This is a genomic window from Halomonas chromatireducens, assembly GCF_001545155.1.
GTDB lineage: Bacteria > Pseudomonadota > Gammaproteobacteria > Pseudomonadales > Halomonadaceae > Halomonas > Halomonas chromatireducens.
Map to the genome: position 1 here is coordinate 3,905,096 of NZ_CP014226.1, position 16,718 is coordinate 3,921,813.

Consider the following 16,718-nt stretch of genomic DNA (forward strand, 5'->3'; position numbering starts at 1 on the left):
GTGAGGCGATGATGGAAGGTCGGTTGTCAGACGACCGCGGCCTGGGGCCGGCGCTCCGGGAGCATGCCGCGGTCGAGAATGAAGCGGATGATGCTCTCGAGGCCCACTCCGTCATAGAGATTGGTGAAGACGAAGGGGCGCTCGCCACGCATCTTCTTCGAATCCCGCTCCATGACATCCAGCGAGGCATGCACCTGCTCGGCGATATCGATCTTGTTGATGATCAGCAGATCCGACTTGGTGATGCCGGGCCCGCCCTTGCGCGGAATCTTGTCGCCGGCCGAGACGTCGATCACATAGAGGGTGAGATCGGAGAGCTCGGGGCTGAAGGTGGCCGACAGGTTGTCACCGCCGGACTCCACCAGCACCAGCTCCAGGCCGGGGTGACGCGCCTGCAGGTCGTCGATGGCCGCCAGGTTCATGGAGGCGTCCTCGCGGATGGCGGTATGCGGGCAGCCGCCGGTTTCCACCCCGAGAATGCGATCCGCTGGCAGCGCATCGTGCTTGAGCAGGAAGTCGGCATCTTCGCGGGTATAGATGTCGTTGGTGACCACGGCGATATCGTAGTGGTCACGCAGAGCAAGGCAGAGCTGCTTGAGCAGTGCCGTCTTGCCGGAACCTACCGGGCCGCCGACGCCGATGCGTAAACAGTGTGTCATGTCGATCTCTCCTTGGCCGCTTGGGCGGCTTTGTCAGGTTCATGGGATGCCGGGCCAACTTCTGCCTGGTGACATCCGCTGTTCCATCAACTGCGAAACAGCCGCGAATATTGGGTTTCGTGTAGTGCGCTGGCCAGCGCCAGGCCGGGCAGAACAGGCCCCAGCTCGTCTTCCTCCAGGGCCAGCGCCTCATCCACCGACGTCACGAGCGCCGGGCGCAGCCGCTCCACCAACCGCTGGGCCGAGGTATGGCCAAGCGGCAGCGCCTTGCAGGCCACCGCAAGCTGGTTCTCCAGCCAGGCCCAGGCGAAGCCGAGCAGCGCCTGGCGCGCCGGCACGCCACGGACATGGGCCGTCCAGGCGAAAGCCGTCACGTAGCCGGCCCCCGGCGGCAGCGCGGGCGACGCTCTCGAAGGACTTTTCTCAGGGCTATTCGGCAGCAGGCCGAGGCTGCCCAGCAGCCGGATCAGCGAAGCCCCCAGGCGCGAATCTTCCGCCGCCAGCTCGGCGGTTTCGCGGTTGGCCGCAAGCCACCGGTCCCACTCGGCCACCGCTTCCCCATCGCCTGCCGCCCAGGCCGCCTGAAGACGCGCCAGCACCGGCAGCTCGCATCGGGTCAGGCCGTCCTCCAGCACCCCTTCCAGCCACTCGCCGAGGCTCGCCTCATCGCTGACCCAGCCCAGCTCGAAGGCACTCTCCAGGCCCTGGGAGAAGGCGAAGGCGCCGATAGGCAGTGCCGGGCTGACCAGTTGCAGGAGCCCCAGCAGGGCCAGGTCATCACCACCTCCCTGCCCCGCCGCCGCTGACTGCTCAGTGCGCATGACTGTGGCCATGATCGTGGGAGTGACTGTGCCGATGGTCATGCCCGGAGTGGTGGGCATGCCCGGCCTGGGCGTAGGCACCGGGCTCGGGGTCGAACGGTGCCTCATGCCGCTCAAGGGTCGCCCCCAGCAGCTCGGCCAGCTCTTCCAGCACATGGTCCGGCGGGAAGCGCACCCAGCCCTGGTCGGGCCTGGCATCGTCGCTGCCCAGAGCCAGCTGCACATGGCGATTGCCCAGGTGGTAGGCCAGCCGCGCCAGCAGCAGGCCGGCGGTTACACGTGCCGTGACTACCGGTTCGATGGCCGCCCTGATGCGCACGATCTCGCCGCTCTCCGCACGCAGCCCCTCGCCGTCGCGCAGCACCGGGCCCCGGTCGAGGAACAGGCCGAGCTCGCGGCCGGCATCGCTTTTCGCCTTGAGCCGGCCGCGAATGCGCAGCTCGAAGGGCAGCGTCAGGGTGTCGCTGGCCTGGTCGGCCACGACGGGCCCCAGGCGTTCGGTCAGTTTCAGCATCGTTCATTTCCTTTTTTGAGCCTCGGACCCGTAGCCTATTTACCGCGGCTAACCCGGCGACAGGTCTAGGCGGGGGCGCTGTGAATACGTCCCTGTACGCTACCGATTCCTTCCCTGGAATCGGACCCCCGCTACGACCTGCCCCCAGCGCCGCTCACTTTGGCGGTCGCAGCCCGTAGTGCGGCGCTCGGCACTCAGAACAGGTGGTAGCGCTGGGCCAACGGCAGCTCGGTGGCCGGCTCGCAGGTCAGCAGCTCGCCGTCGCAGCGCACCTCGTAGGTCTGCGGGTCGACGGTCAGCTCCGGGCAGGCGTCGTTGAGTTTCATGTGCTGCTTGCGCACGCCGCGCACGTTGCGACACGCCGAAAGCTCACTGTGCAACCCCAGCCGCTCCTTGATGCCGGCCTCGATGGCCGCCTGGCTGACGAAGCTGAGGCGAGTGGCGCTGGCCGCACGGCCCAGGGCACCGAACATGAAACGGTAATGCACCGGCTGCGGCGTCGGGATCGAGGCATTGGGGTCGCCCATGGGGGCACCGGCGATCATGCCGCCCTTGATGATGAGTGCCGGCTTGACGCCGAAGAAGGCCGGGTCCCACAGCACCAGGTCGGCCAGCTTGCCCAGCTCGATGGAGCCCACCTCATGCGCGATGCCGTGGGTGATGGCCGGGTTGATGGTGTACTTGGCGATATAGCGCTTGGCGCGAAAATTGTCGGCGCCCAATGCCGCGTCTTCCGGCAACAGCCCGCGCTGCACTCTCATCTTGTGGGCGGTCTGCCAGGTGCGGCACACCACCTCGCCCACCCTGCCCATGGCCTGGGAGTCCGAGGCGATCATGGAGATCACCCCCAGGTCGTGAAGAATGTCCTCGGCGGCGATGGTCTCACGGCGAATGCGCGAATCGGCGAAGGCCACGTCCTCGGGTATGTTCGGGTCCAGGTGGTGGCACACCATCAGCATGTCGAGATGCTCGTCGATGGTGTTGACCGTGTAGGGCCGCGTCGGGTTGGTGGACGACGGCAGTACGTAGGGCTTCGAACAGGCCGTCAGAATATCCGGCGCATGGCCGCCCCCCGCCCCCTCGGTATGGTACGTATGAATGCCGCGCTCCTTGAACGCCGCCAGTGTGTCCTCGACGAAACCCGACTCGTTCAGGGTATCGGTATGGATCGCCACCTGGACGTCGTAGGCGTCGGCGACGCTGAGACAGTTGTCGATGGATGCCGGGGTGGTGCCCCAGTCCTCGTGAAGCTTGAGGCCCATGGCGCCGGCAACGAGCTGGGCCTCCAGCGCCTCCGGCAGGCTGGCGTTGCCCTTGCCCAGCAGGCCGATGTTCATGGGCATCTCGTCCACCGCCTGGAGCATCTTGCCGATGTGCCAGGGCCCGGGCGTGCAGGTGGTGGCCTTGGTGCCGGTGGCGGGCCCCGTACCGCCCCCGAGCATGGTGGTAATGCCACTCATCAGCGCCTCCTCCACCTGCTGGGGGCAGATGAAGTGGATATGGGCGTCGATACCGCCAGCCGTCAGGATCATGCCTTCGCCGGCGATGATCTCGGTGCCGGGGCCGATGACGATCGCCACATCGGGCTGCGTGTCGGGATTGCCCGCCTTGCCGATGGCTTTGATGCGTCCGGCCTTGAGGCCCACGTCGGCCTTGACGATGCCCCACCAGTCGAGGATCAGGGCATTGGTGATCACGGTATCCATCACCGCGTCGTCATGGCGCTGGCTCTGACCCATGCCGTCACGGATCACCTTGCCGCCGCCGAACTTGACCTCGTCGCCGTAATGGGTCGCATCGTCCTCGACCTGGATCCACAGCTCGGTGTCGCCCAGGCGCACCCGGTCGCCGGTGGTGGGGCCGTACATGTCGGCATAGGCCTGGCGGCTGATCTTGTTATCGGGCTTCATGGCTTGCCTCCCTTGTCCGCCGTGTCGAGCGCGCCCATCACCTCGCCGCGGAAGCCATACACATGACGACGGCCGACGAAGGGAATCAAGGTCACCTTGCGGGACTGGCCGGGCTCAAAGCGGATGGCCGTGCCCGCCGCCACGTCGAGGCGATGTCCACGCGCGCGGTCGCGATCGAAGGTCAGCGCCGGATTGGCCTCGGCAAAGTGATAGTGGGAGCCGATCTGGATCGGCCGGTCGCCGGTATTGGCCACTTCGACGGTGATGCGATCGCGCCCTTCGCAGAGCGCAATCTCGCCGTCCTTCAATTGGTACTGTCCTGGGATCATGGGGCCGGGAATCATGGAGTCTCCTTACACAATCGGCGTGTGGACTGTGACCAGCTTGGTACCGTCGGGGAAAGTCGCCTCCACCTGCACCTCGTCGACCATCTCGGCCACGCCCTCCATGACGTCATCACGGCTCAGGATCTCGCGCCCGTAGCTCATCATTTCGGCGACGGTGCGGCCGTCACGGGCGCCCTCCATGATCTCGGCACTGATCAGGGCCACCGCCTCGGGGTAGTTGAGCTTGAGCCCGCGCGCTCGGCGACGTTCGGCAAGCAGGGCGGCGGTAAACAGCAGCAGCTTGTCCTTGTCTCTGGGGGTCAGTTCCATGCGATTCTCCTGGAGAGTCAGGTAAACCAGATACGGGGGGGATGGGCACATGTACTGCTCAGCAACGGCCTGAGACACGCCCAGGCCTGCTGGCAGATTTCCCATGCCTCATTGCGTTCGTTGCCCAGATAGCGCAGCAGCAGGACGCCATGGCGTACCGTCACCGCCCAGCGTGGGCTGGTGGATATGGCATCACGCAACGCTTCGATGGCCTCGCCCTCGTCGCCCAGCCCCACCGCCCATAACGTGGCCTGCACCGTGGCACCACCCTGCCCCCAGCGCCCGGCGAAACGCGGGTGCAGCGGGTCCAACGGCTGACGCTCCAGCCACAGCGGCTTGCCGTCTAGTATCAGTCGAAAGCGCTGGTCGATGCGGCCGGAGACATAGGGCAGGTCGCTCGCCGGACGCCCCAGTGCCAGCACCTCCCAGCCCAGGCAGCGCGCCGAGCCGGCCAGGTCGATATGCGTCGACTGCTCTCCCATCGAGCCGTCGAAGGCGATGGTCTCCTGAGGCAGCCATTCGAGAAAGGCGCCGTCGGCCACTTCAAGGTGGGTATGCTGGCCCCAGGCCACGCCATGGCTGTCGGCCTTGTAGAGCTTGTTGGCAGCCGGCGTGGTCAGCAGCGCACGGGTATCCGCGCCCACCCGGGCCGAGATCGCCAGCCTGTCGCCACTGACCAGCCCCCCCGGCGGATGCAACAGGTAGACGTGACAGGGGCCCGTCCGACCTTCGGGATAGAACGGCCGCTGTACCCGTAGCGGCCCCTGGTGGCGCGCTTGCACCATTCTCGTAACCCCGCCACGCGCCTCGAAGGCCAGCGCCAGCGAGGCCGCCCAGTGGCGCCCCGCATCGAAGCGGTGGCCGGAGTTCGTCGGTGGTTCGGTGGAAACGGCAGTCTCGAAAGCGCTCATGGGCGGCCTTAAGCAGCATGGTCATGAACACATTAAGCAAAGGACGTACCATGGTGGTGAAAACAAAGATTACATATTTACATCCAACTACTTGGATCTTGAAAGATGCCACTATCGAGATCTGTATGCCTTATCGCGGAGCGTCCGACTACGCCCTGTCGCTTCATAAAGGTGCGGACCACTCTCAAGGTGAGCCAATTAGGTGCAATTAGTCTGCCGGCAGGACGAAATACGAATATCGGGCCAACAGCCGGGCCGGCGATTGACCCTGACATTACCGCCTAGCGCAGAACAGGCGACCGAAGTGCCTGACCCGATGGGCTCACCGTGACGAAGAGAGACATACGGGGAGTGGCATCACAGGCACTATGAGCTAGAGTGATAGCGCACCTTAGACTGCAGTGCGTTTCTCCAATGGGAAGGAAGATATTTCATGATGTTCAAGACACTATTCGCCGGAACCGCCCTGAGCCTCAGCCTTGGCGTCACCGCTCTGGCAAACGCTGCTCCGGTCACCCATATGGGAGGGGACATCACAGAAGAACAGGTACTCGCCACTCAGCGGGCATGGGGAGAGGCCCTGGTCGACATTTCTGATACGTACAAAGCAGAAGGCATCGACGCCGCCACCGAGCTCGCCCGCAACGTCATCGACAGCGCCTACGGCCATGCGATGGGTCCGATACTGTTCAAGCCCACGCTTACCAAGGCTCCCCAGACGTTCCGCACCACTCCGGAAGGCGCACTCGCCTACTTTGTGGGTCATGATGACGCCTATCCTGATGACAGTGGCTTCGCCTTGAAAGGCTGGCAGGAAGTCAGCATCGACAATTCCGCTATCTTCATCAGCGGCGACGTCGCCATGACCATTGGCACCGTGTCCATTCTCGATGCCGATGGACATACCACCACTGTGGACAAGACCTGGGGCTACCATCTGGACGACGAGGGTGAGCTCCGTATCGTTCTGCATCACTCCTCACTGCCATACACCGAATAGTCCCACACGGAATATGCCGGATGCACTGTATGAGTATCCAATCTGCGGCCCTATACCGTCAGGTGCTCCTTGATCAGTGCATCCGATAGCTCCCCGATCCCCCCCTTGGCCACCGGTCGACCACGGTTCATGATCACGAAGCGATCCGCGTACTTGCGGGCGAAGGGCAGCTTCTGCTCCACCAGCAGCACCGTGAGCCCATCCTCGTCGATCAGCTTGCGGATCACCTCGCCAATCTGGGCGACGATATTGGGCTGGATCCCCTCCCCCGGCTCATCGAGGATCAACAGGCGGGGCTCGATTACCAGCGCCCGGCCGATGGCCAGCTGCTGCTGCTGCCCCCCGGAGAGATCACCGCCACGGCGGTGTTTCATCTCGGCGAGCACCGGGAACAGCTCGAATACCCGTTCCGGGATGCTGCGCTTGCCATCGCGGCGTGCCGCCAGTCCGGTACGCAGGTTCTCCTCCACCGTCATCAGCGGAAATATCTGGCGTCCTTGGGGCACATAGCCAATGCCCAGGCGCGAGCGCTCCTCAACCCGTTTCCTGGTCAGCTCAACGTCATCCGCGTAGCGGATGCTGCCGCTGGAGATGGCCACCTCACCCATGATCGCCTTCAGCAGCGTGGTCTTGCCGACGCCGTTGCGACCCATCACGCAGGTACACTGGCCGGCAGGCACGTCCAGATCGAGGTCCCACAGGGTATGGCTCTCGCCGTAGTACTGGTTGAGCTTGTCGACGGTCAGCATCAGGCCACCTCCTCTTCGGCGTCGGCCCCCAGGTAGACCTCGACCACTTTCGGGTCGTTGGACACCTGGTCCATGCTGCCCTCGGCCAGCACGCTACCCTGGTGGAGCACCGTCACCTTACGTGCGATGGAGCGCACGAAGCCCATGTCGTGCTCCACGACGACCACCGACTGCTTGCCGGCAAGGCCGGTGAGCAGCTCGGCGGTGCGCTCCATCTCCTGCTCGGTCATGCCGGCCACCGGCTCGTCGACGAGCAGCAGACGCGGCCGCTGCATCAGCAGCATGCCGATCTCCAGCCACTGCTTCTGGCCGTGGGAGAGGATGCCCGCCGGACGTAGGCGAAGCTCGGCAAGGCCGATGGTTTCCAGCACCTCCTCGATGCGCTCGCGAATGGACGGCGTCATTCTGGCCGTGAGGGTCGGCAGGATGCGCTTGTCCGCCGCCATGGCCAGCTCCAGGTTCTCGAACACCGTCAATGCCTCGAACACGGTGGGCTTCTGGAACTTGCGGCCGATGCCGAGGCTGGCGATCTCCGGCTCGTTCATGGTCAGGAGATCATGGCGGCTGCCGAACCACACCTTGCCGGCATCGGGGCGGGTCTTGCCGGTGATGATGTCCATCATGGTGGTTTTGCCGGCCCCGTTGGGCCCGATGATGCAGCGCAGCTCGCCGTCGTCGATGGTCAGGTTCAGGTCGTTGATCGCCTTGAATCCATCGAAGCTGACCGTGACGTCCTCGAGGTAAAGGATGGGCCCATGGCGCACATCCACCGGCGATGCCGCCGGCACCAGGAAGTCGAACACACGATCCCGGTCGGCCAGTGATCTGAGAAAGCTCATGCCGCTACCTCCTTGCCGCGTGGAGTGGGCGATTCGTCGTCCTTGCCACGGTGTTTCCGGCGCCGGACGCGATAGGCCAGCAGTCCAGCCACCCCCTTGGGCAGAAATACCGTCACCAGCACGAACATCGCGCCCAGGGCGAACAGCCAGGCATCCGGCATCACCCCAGTGAAGACCGTCTTGGCGTAGTTGACCAGGATGGCGCCGATCACCGCGCCGTAGAGCGTCGCGCGGCCGCCCAGCGCCACCCAGAGCACGATCTCGATGGAGAATACCGGCGAGAATTCGCTGGGATTGATGATGCCCACCTGGGGTACGTAGAGCGCCCCAGCCAGGCCGGCCAGCATCGCCGAAACCACGAAGACGAAGAGCTGGAAGCGCTCGACCCGATAGCCGATGAAGCGCGTTCGCGCCTCCGCATCGCGGGTCGCCACGCAGACCCGGCCCAGCTTGCTGCCGACGATGGCACGGCACAGGACGTAGCCCACGGCCAGGGCCACCCCGGTGGCGATGAACAGGCCCAGCCGGGTGGCATCGCTTCTCAGGTTGTAACCGAGGATGTCGCGGAAGTCGGTCAGGCCGTTGTTGCCGCCGAAGCCCATCTCGTTGCGGAAAAACGCCAACATCAGGGCGAAGGTCAACGCCTGGGTGATGATCGACAGATAGACCCCCGTCACCCGCGAGCGGAATGCCAGGAAGCCGAACACCAGGGCCAGCAGGCCAGGTGCCAGCAGCACCATGGCGAAGGCGAACCAGGCCATGTCGAAGCCAGTCCAGTACCAGGGCAGGCTGTCCCAGTTGAGGAACACCATGAAGTCCGGCAGTTCGGGATGACCGTAGACACCGCGGTCACCAATCTGGCGCATCAGGTACATGCCCATGGCATAGCCGCCCAGGGCGAAGAAGGCGCCGTGCCCCAGGCTCAGAATGCCCAGATAGCCCCACACCAGGTCCACCGCGACGGCGAGCAGCGCATAGCTCAGGTACTTGCCGAACAGGTTGACGGTATAGGCGTTGACGTAGAGCGGATGCCCCTGGGGTACGGCCACATGAAGGATCGTCACCAGGACCAGCGCGGCGAGCAGCACGCCGAGGAACAGCTGGGTCGATCGCTCGGTAAAGGGTCTTCCTAGCCAATGCATGCGTTAACCCTCCGCTGCCCGGCCCTTCTGCGGAAAGAGTCCGCGGGGGCGCTTCTGGATGAAAAGAATGATGAAGACGAGCACGATGATCTTGGCCAGCACGGCACCGGCCCAGGGCTCGAGAATCTGGTTGATCACGCCCAGCGACAGTCCCGCCACCAGGGTGCCCCAGAGGTTGCCCACCCCACCGAAGACCACCACCATGAACGAGTCGATGATGTAGTTCTGCCCCAGGTTGGGGCCAACGTTGGTGAGCTGGGAGAGCGCCACCCCGGCCAGGCCGGCGACGCCGGAGCCCAGGGCGAAGGTCATGATGTCGACCCGGGTGGCGCGAATGCCCATCGAGCGCGCCATGGCGCGATTCTGGGTCACGGCGCGCACCTCCAGGCCGAGCCGGGTGCGGCGCATGATCAGCATCAGGGCGGCGAATACCACCAGGGTGAAGCCCAGCACATACATGCGATTGAGGGTCAGCGACAGGGCATCGTTGACGACCAGCGAACCACTCATCCAATCCGGGGTGACCACGGTCCGGTTCTGCGGGGAGATGGCCGTGCGCACTAGCTGCTGCAGGATCAGACTGATGCCGAAGGTGGCCAGTAGGGTCTCCAGGGGGCGTCCCTTGAGAAACTGGATGACGCCGCGTTCGATGGCGATGCCGGCCAATGCCGAGACCATGAACCCGGCGGGTATCGACAGGATCAGCGCCAGACCGGGCTGTCCCGGAATCAGCTGCTGCATGGCCCAGGTGGTATAGGCGCCGAGCATGATCAGCTCGCCGTGGGCCATGTTGATGACGCCCATCACACCGAAAGTGATGGCCAGGCCAATGGCCGCCAGCACGAGTACCGAACCCAGGCTCAGACCGAAATAGAGGGTCTCGAGGCCGCGGTTGATCCGCAGGTTCTGCTCGATGCTGTTCAGCGCCGCCTGGGCGGCGTCGGCGACCACCGGGTCATCGCCCATCACCGCCCGATTCAATGCAACACGCACCCGGGGATGGAGACTGCCCTCAAGGTCGGCAACGGCATCGAGTTCCCCCTGCTCCAGACGATGGATCGCCAGCGCCTGGGTCAGCCTGGCGCGCACCCGGCGATCCTCCTCCTGCTCGATGACACCGGCCAATGGCTCCGCCAGATCGGCATCGACCTCGCCGAGCAGGCGCTCCGCCGAGGCGCGGCGCAGCTCGAGATCCGGTGAGTAGAGATCAACCACGGCAATGGCGCTGCGCAGCTGATTGCGCAGGGCATTGTTGATACCGATGCGATCAAGCTCGCGGCGCGACATCTCACCGAGCGCTTCCCCGGACAGCGCATCCGCCACCGGCCAATCGCGACCACGGTTGTCGAGCACCACCACGAAGCGGCCATCGTCAGTACGCTGCAGGCGACCGTCGAGGAGCGCCGAGAGCCAGTCGCGGGCGCGCGTATCGTCGCTCTGGACGATGGCATCTATGGCTTCGCCCTTGGCCGGATAGGAGTCGACATCGAGCGCTTCGAGCAGCTCAAGGGCCGCGGCGTCATCGCCGGCGTAGGAAGACTGTGCTTGCGCAGCCCCAGCCGTGATACACAGGGAAATCAGCAGGATCAACATCGCCAGGCAGCGAGAAGGTCGGCCAGCAGCGCTGCCGGCACTCGCCTTGACCGCCACTGGCCAGGGCAACGGGAAAATCCTCATCGGAGCTTTCCTCTGGATAGAGACGAGAAGGCATCTGGATAGAGACAAGATGGCGTGCGTCCCGCCGCCCGGCCGGGCGGCGGGGAAATCGACTCACTCGATTTATTCGGCCAAGGCAGCCTCGGCTTCTTCGGCCGCAGTGCTGCCGCCGCAGGAGCCGGTGGCGACATTGAAGTTGCCGCAGCGCATCGGTGCGCGCCAGTCGGCAATCAGGTCACGGGAGCCCGGCAGGTAGTCGGACCAGGCATCGCCGGCCACGGTGGAGGGTGTCCGCCAGACCACGTCGAACTGGCCATTGTCCTGGATCTCACCGATCAGCACCGGCTTGGTGATGTGGTGGTTGGGCATCATCGCCGCATAGCCGCCGGTCAGGTTGGGTACGGTGACACCGATGATCGCCTCCTTGATCGCGTCGACGTCGGTGGTACCGGCCTTGCGCACCGCCTCGGCCCACATGTTGAAGCCGATGTAGTGAGCCTCCATGGGATCGTTGGTCACCGCCTCCTCGTCGCCGGTGTAATCGATCCAGGCGTCGATGAAGTCATAGTTTTCATCGGTGTCGACGCTCATGAAGTAGTTCCAGGCGGCCAGGTGGCCGACCAACGGGCCGGTGTTGATCCCGGTCAGCTCCTGCTCGCCCACCGAGAATGCGACCACCGGGATATCCGCAGCGTCAACGCCCTGGTTGGCCAGTTCCGTATAGAAAGGCACGTTGGCATCCCCGTTGATGGTGGACACCACCGCGGTCTTCTTGCCCTCGCTGCCGAAGCGACGAATATCCGAGACGATGTTCTGCCAGTCGGAGTGACCGAAGGGCGTGTAGTTGATCATGATGTCGTCGTCGGCCACCCCGTGTTCTTCCTTGAGGAAGGCCTCGAGGATACGGTTGGTGGTGCGCGGATAGACGTAGTCGGTGCCGGCCAGCACCCAGCGCTCCACGCCCACCTCGTTCAGCAGGTACTCGACGGCGGGAATGGCCTGCTGGTTGGGCGCCGCTCCGGTATAGAAGACGTTCTCGGAGGACTCCTCACCCTCATACTGCACCGGGTAGAACAGCAGGCCGTTGAGCTCCTCGAAGACGGGCAGCACGGCCTTGCGCGAGACCGAGGTCCAGTTGCCGAAGACCACATCGACTTCATGTTGGGCCAGCAACTCGCGGGCACGCTCGGCGAACAGCGGCCAGTTGGAGGCCGGGTCGACCACCACCGCCTCGAGCTGGCGACCCAGCAGGCCACCCTGCTCGTTCTGCTGCTCGATCAGCATTTCCACGGTGTCCTTGAGCACCGTCTCGCTGATCGCCATGGTGCCGGACAGCGAGTGGAGAATGCCCACCTTGATCGGTTCTTCGGCCAGCGCCTGGGCGCTGAAGCCAAGGCTGGCAGTGGTAACCAGTGCGGCAGCCGCCAGCCGTGAAGGACGAAGATAGGGATGGAGATAGGGACGGGACAGGACCTTGCGTCGGGATTCGTTCACTTGTCACTCCTTGCACCTTCCTGCGGGAAGGTTTCATTGTGATGGCATCGCACTGGGTCAAAGGACCGTCCGTGCGGGTCTCAGCCATCAGTCTTTGCAAGGCCTGCGCCACCCTCACGCAAAAATCGTAAATCTTTTAAATTTCAATATATTGGAAACACCCGCCAGGACCATTCACATATCCCTCGGCACTACCATGGTGCAGACAGAGTCCCCTTTCTCCGCACTTCCCGCACCGTTCGCGTGCAGGGCACACAAAAAAGGGGCACCGGTCTGCACCGGCGCCCCAACATCAAAACCCTGGCGTGATCATGTCCGTGCGCGGCGCGCCTTTGCCAGGCCCTGCTTCACCACTGGAAGCAGCAGCGACAGCGCGGCGATGATCAGCAGCCACATGGAGATCGGCTTGTCGATGAAGATCATCCAGTCACCACCCGAGATCTGCAGCGCCCGGCGCATGGATTCTTCCATGATGGCACCGAGGATCAGCGCCAGGATCAGCGGCGCCGCCGGGAAGCCGAACAGGCGCATGCCGAGTCCCACCAGGCCGAATCCCAGCAGCAGGAGCAGATCGAAGACACTGAAGCTCATGCCGTAGACCCCCACCATGCAGAAGATCAGGATCAGGGCGAGCAGCAGCGGACGCGGCATCTCGAGGATCTTGGCGATATAGGGAATCAGCGGCAGGTTGAGCACCAGCAGGAAGATGTTGCCGATGTACATACTGGCGATGACGCCCCAGAACACGTCGGGACGGTCGACCAGCATGGCCGGCCCCGGGCTGACGCCCATGACCAGCAGCGCGCCCAGCAGCACCGCCGTGGTGCCGGAACCGGGCACGCCAAGCGTCAGCAGCGGGACAAAGGAGCCGGTACAGGCGGCATTGTTGGCCGCCTCGGGGGCCGCGACGCCCTTGATATTGCCCTTGCCGAAGGTATCCCCATCCTTGGCCAGGCGCTTTTCCATGCTGTAGCCGAGGAATGAACCGATAGTGGCACCGGCCCCAGGCAATACGCCGGTGAAGAAACCGAGCACGGAGCTACGGGCGATGGGCGGCGCGATCTCGCGAACCTCGCTTCGGCTCAGCTTCAGCGAACCGATGGCATTGCGCGGCTGCTCCTTGCCCCCGCCACCACGCAGCAGCATGTAGAACACTTCAGCCAGCGCGAAGATACCCAGCGCCACCACCAGGAAGTCGATACCGTCGAGGAGATGAGCAGTGCCGAAGGTGAATCGCTCCGTGCCGGTCTGAAGGTCGATGCCCATGATCGAGATCATCACCCCTATCACGGCAGCGATCAGTCCCTTGACCAGTGACTTGTCGGAGAGCGACACCACCGCGGTCAGGCCCAGCACCATCAGGGAAAAGTACTCGGCCGGCCCGAAGCTGACCGCGACCTTCGACAGCATCGGTGCCACCAGCATCAGGAAGACGATGGAGATGGTGCCGCCGACGAAGGACGCATATGCGGCAATGGCCAGGGCCTTGCCCGCCAGCCCCTGCTTGGCCATTGGATAGCCGTCGAACGAGGTTGCCACGGTACCGGCGACGCCCGGCGCGTTGAGCAGGATCGATGAGCTCGAGCCACCGAAGATAGCACCGTAGTAGACCCCTGCCATCAGGATCAAGCCGGACGAGGGCTCCATGGCAAAGGTGATCGGGATCATCAGCGCCAGGGCACTGATCGGACCCAGGCCCGGCAGCATGCCGATGATGGTGCCGGCAAACACACCGGCGAAGACGTAGGCGATGTTCATCGGCTCCAGCGCGATACCGAAGCCGTACATCAGGTTGTTCAGCGATTCCATGGGAGACTCCGGGCCGTGGTCAGAGCGGCAGCAAACCGGTGGGCAGATAGACACCCATGATCCGAGTCATGGTCAGGTAGAGAGTCAGCACGACGCCCAGCGAGGTGGCAAGGTTGACCCCATGGCGGCGATAGCCGTAGTACCAGGCCAGCCCGAAGACCAGCGATACGGAGGCCAGCACGAAGCCTACCGGCACCAGCAGCAGCGCGTAGGCCACGATAGCCAGGGTGGTCACGATGACCCGCGACCATGGCTTCAGCAGCAGCGGGGCGGCCTGCTCTTCGGGGTCCAGCTCCTCGGGTACGTCCTGTGACTTGGGCTTCTCCAGGAACAACAGCAGGGACAGGCCCAGCAGCGTGAAGCCCAGCACCTTGGGGAAGAGATCGGAGTCGATCGGCCTTGGCAGCGGAAAGGGACGGATCTGCCAGGCCATGGCCAGGTAGCCTACCGCTAGCGCGGCCAGCACCAGAGCAATGATCTGGTTGGAATTGAGTCGAGTCATGGCGGACCTCGAGCCTGAGGGGCTCAAGCAGTGGCTGAAGGGGCTGTTGTGATGATTCGCATCGACGAAATCTGGCTGGCCACCGAGCCCCTGGATATGCGCGCCGGACCCGATACGTCACTGGCCCGGGTGGTGGCACCGCTCGCTCCTTCGACGGGGGCGCCCAGGGCGACGAGCATGAAACCGCCCTGGCCAGGCTGCTGCCATCGCTGGCCAAGCACTGGCACAACAAGCGCGGACCCGGGTTCATGGCCGTGGCCACGTCGCCTTCCTGCACGCTGGGTTCGTGGGTGTCGTAGTCGCCGACCCGCTCGCCGATAGTGGCGAAGTCGAAGTCTTCCTGGCGGCTCATCAGGCTCATCACCACGCAGACCAGGGTGCTGGCGCCATAGGCGGTCAGCGAGGCCAGCAGTACGGTGTAGTCGCGCAGGAAGTCGGTGGCGAACACCAGCATCGCCACCAGCGCCAGGGCGGCGGCGATGAACCCGGCGATGCGGCCCAGGAAGCCGAACACCATCAGGCCGATGATCACGCCGCCACCGATGCTGGCCAGCACCTCGAAGAACAGGCCGCTGGCGCCGCTCATGGGCAGCAGCTCGAAGCGCGCCAGGCAGAACAGCACCATGGCCACCAGTACCGAGGTGGTGAAGGCCTGATTGGTGACCCGGTTCCAGAAGCAGCTGGCGATGACCGGGAAGACGATGGCGCCCCACAGCGCGCCGACGAACACCAGCATCACCAGGATATCCAGCGAGAAGCTGGCGAAGACGATGCCCACCGCGGTGGCGACGATCATGGTCAGGCGGCCCACCAGCAGCATGCGCTTGGGGTCGGCCTTGCCGCGGGCGATGTTCTTGCCGTAGACATCGGCCATCATGATCGCCGACAGCGCGGAGAGATCGGAGTCGGCGGTAGAGGAGAGCGAGCCGATCACCAGGATGAAGAACAGCGCAATGAACAGCGGCGGCAGATAGCCGGACACCATCTGCGGGATCAGGTTGTTCATGTCACCGCCCATTGGCTCGACGCCCAAGGTCAGCGCCATCAGGCCGATCATGCCCAGCCCGATGACGATGGCACCGTAGCCGATGGTCGCGGTGATGAAGGTTGGCTTGATATGACTCTCGTTCACCGCGAACAGGCGCTGGGAAATGGTCTGGTTACCGATCGCATAGGCCAGCACGGCGACGAAGAAGGGCGCGCCCTGGTAGAGAATGGCATCCATGGAGAACAGGTTGGCCTGCTCGACCGTCAGGTTATCCAGGCCAGCCACCAGCTCGCTGGGACCGCCCATGGCGAAGAACACCGCGGGGATGATCACGATGGCAATCGCCATCAGCGCCACCAGCTGTGCGAAGTCGGTCATCACCGAGGCGCGGAACCCCGACCACAGCGTATACAGCAGTACGCCGAAGCCGGCAATGATCACCCCGGCCTGGAACGACAGCGGCGAGAGCACCGAGACCAGCGCGCCGGCGGCGGTGAAGTTGACCATCAGGCTGATCACGCTGCCCAGCACGTTGGAGAGCGCCAGGATCAGCTGACTGGAGGAGCCGTGACGGGCGTGGATCAGTTCGCCCAGGGTGTGGGCATTGGGGGCGAGCTTGCGAAAGCGCCGGCCGAAGGGGTAGATGAACAGGATCATCAGTGCCCCCCACAGTCCGTAGTGAATGGGGCCAGAGACGCCGTAGGTATAGCCGGAAGTGGCGGCGGCGTAGAAGGAGGCGGCCCAGATCCAGGTGGCGGTCATGCTGGCGGCGCCCATGCCGAAGCCCACGCGGTGGTTGGAGACCATGAAGGCGTCGGCGTCTTCGTTCTTCTTGCGGATGCCCAGCGTCATCAGGTAGGTGCCGCCGTAGAAGGCGAGCAGCAGCAAGATGACGGTCAGGGTCGAAAATTGATAGAGCGATTCGCTGTTCAAGGGCAATCCCTCGGTGGATGGAACGAACACGCCCGGGCCGGTCGATCAGGTCGACATGCCGGACGCAGTGATGGTGCTGTGGGGGGGCCAGGCCCAAAGGCGGCTTGAGGCTGATCAGCGCTCAGGCATTAGCGC

Annotated in this window: 15 protein-coding genes and 1 pseudogene; 1 reads left to right on the forward strand and 15 read right to left on the reverse strand. The window is 64.3% G+C overall.

The features are described 5' to 3' along the window. Window positions 1-26 precede the first annotated feature (26 nt). The 7 genes from ureG to LOKO_RS18170 all read right to left on the reverse strand — a co-directional run bounded on the left by ureG (window position 27) and on the right by LOKO_RS18170 (window position 5,471). Window positions 27-659, reverse strand: coding sequence for an urease accessory protein UreG (gene ureG, locus LOKO_RS18140; RefSeq protein WP_066452081.1), 633 nt, complete (start codon window positions 657-659; stop codon window positions 27-29). Between the two features lie 86 nt (window positions 660-745). Further along, window positions 746-1,480 (reverse strand): urease accessory UreF family protein, encoded by a 735-nt coding sequence (locus LOKO_RS18145; RefSeq protein ID WP_066452082.1) that lies wholly within the window; start codon window positions 1,478-1,480, stop codon window positions 746-748. Next, complete coding sequence (gene ureE / locus LOKO_RS18150) at window positions 1,470-1,994, reverse strand: urease accessory protein UreE (RefSeq protein WP_066452083.1); 525 nt, start codon at window positions 1,992-1,994, stop codon at window positions 1,470-1,472. Before ureE ends, LOKO_RS18145 begins: the two co-directional genes overlap by 11 nt. Before the next feature lie 194 nt (window positions 1,995-2,188). After that, a complete protein-coding gene (gene ureC / locus LOKO_RS18155) occupies window positions 2,189-3,904 on the reverse strand; it encodes an urease subunit alpha (RefSeq protein WP_066452084.1) in 1,716 nt (571 codons plus the stop codon). Next, the gene (locus tag LOKO_RS18160; RefSeq protein WP_066452431.1) at window positions 3,901-4,233 is read right to left on the reverse strand and encodes an urease subunit beta; all 333 of its coding nucleotides are present in this window, start codon (window positions 4,231-4,233) and stop codon (window positions 3,901-3,903) included. The genes ureC and LOKO_RS18160 overlap by 4 nt, the downstream gene beginning before the upstream one ends. Window positions 4,234-4,257: 24 nt before the next feature. Beyond that, entirely contained in the window at window positions 4,258-4,560 is a 303-nt protein-coding gene (gene ureA, locus LOKO_RS18165; RefSeq protein ID WP_066452085.1) for an urease subunit gamma, read from the reverse strand. A 17-nt stretch (window positions 4,561-4,577) separates the two neighbouring features. Beyond that, the gene (locus LOKO_RS18170; protein WP_066452086.1) at window positions 4,578-5,471 is read right to left on the reverse strand and encodes an urease accessory protein UreD; all 894 of its coding nucleotides are present in this window, start codon (window positions 5,469-5,471) and stop codon (window positions 4,578-4,580) included. A 433-nt stretch (window positions 5,472-5,904) separates the two neighbouring features. Here LOKO_RS18170 and LOKO_RS18175 point away from each other — a divergent pair, with 433 nt between their 5' ends. After that, window positions 5,905-6,471, forward strand: a complete 567-nt coding sequence (locus LOKO_RS18175) for a phosphoribosyl-AMP cyclohydrolase (protein WP_066452087.1) — start codon at window positions 5,905-5,907, stop codon at window positions 6,469-6,471. Window positions 6,472-6,521: 50 nt separating this feature from the next. On the opposite strand, the gene urtE is transcribed toward LOKO_RS18175, so the two are convergent. The 8 genes and pseudogenes from urtE to LOKO_RS18210 all read right to left on the reverse strand — a co-directional run. Continuing rightward, window positions 6,522-7,220, reverse strand: coding sequence for an urea ABC transporter ATP-binding subunit UrtE (gene urtE / locus LOKO_RS18180; protein WP_066452088.1), 699 nt, complete (start codon window positions 7,218-7,220; stop codon window positions 6,522-6,524). After that, window positions 7,220-8,059, reverse strand: coding sequence for an urea ABC transporter ATP-binding protein UrtD (urtD, locus tag LOKO_RS18185; protein WP_066452089.1), 840 nt, complete (start codon window positions 8,057-8,059; stop codon window positions 7,220-7,222). Before urtD ends, urtE begins: the two co-directional genes overlap by 1 nt. Beyond that, window positions 8,056-9,201, reverse strand: coding sequence for an urea ABC transporter permease subunit UrtC (urtC, locus tag LOKO_RS18190; protein ID WP_066452090.1), 1,146 nt, complete (start codon window positions 9,199-9,201; stop codon window positions 8,056-8,058). The genes urtD and urtC overlap by 4 nt, the downstream gene beginning before the upstream one ends. A gap of 3 nt (window positions 9,202-9,204) precedes the next feature. Continuing rightward, window positions 9,205-10,794, reverse strand: coding sequence for an urea ABC transporter permease subunit UrtB (urtB, locus tag LOKO_RS18195; protein ID WP_066452432.1), 1,590 nt, complete (start codon window positions 10,792-10,794; stop codon window positions 9,205-9,207). Between the two features lie 186 nt (window positions 10,795-10,980). Beyond that, window positions 10,981-12,351, reverse strand: a complete 1,371-nt coding sequence (urtA, locus tag LOKO_RS18200; protein WP_083517668.1) for an urea ABC transporter substrate-binding protein — start codon at window positions 12,349-12,351, stop codon at window positions 10,981-10,983. 309 nt (window positions 12,352-12,660) lie between these two features. Beyond that, window positions 12,661-14,160, reverse strand: a complete 1,500-nt coding sequence (locus LOKO_RS18205; RefSeq protein WP_066452091.1) for a tripartite tricarboxylate transporter permease — start codon at window positions 14,158-14,160, stop codon at window positions 12,661-12,663. Window positions 14,161-14,179: 19 nt separating this feature from the next. Beyond that, window positions 14,180-14,662 carry a tripartite tricarboxylate transporter TctB family protein gene (locus LOKO_RS19065; protein ID WP_083517752.1) on the reverse strand — a complete coding sequence of 161 codons (483 nt, stop codon included), beginning with the start codon at window positions 14,660-14,662 and terminating at the stop codon, window positions 14,180-14,182. Between the two features lie 285 nt (window positions 14,663-14,947). Then, a pseudogene (locus LOKO_RS18210) lies at window positions 14,948-16,583 on the reverse strand (sodium:solute symporter family protein); the annotation flags it as partial. Window positions 16,584-16,718: the final 135 nt, after the last annotated feature.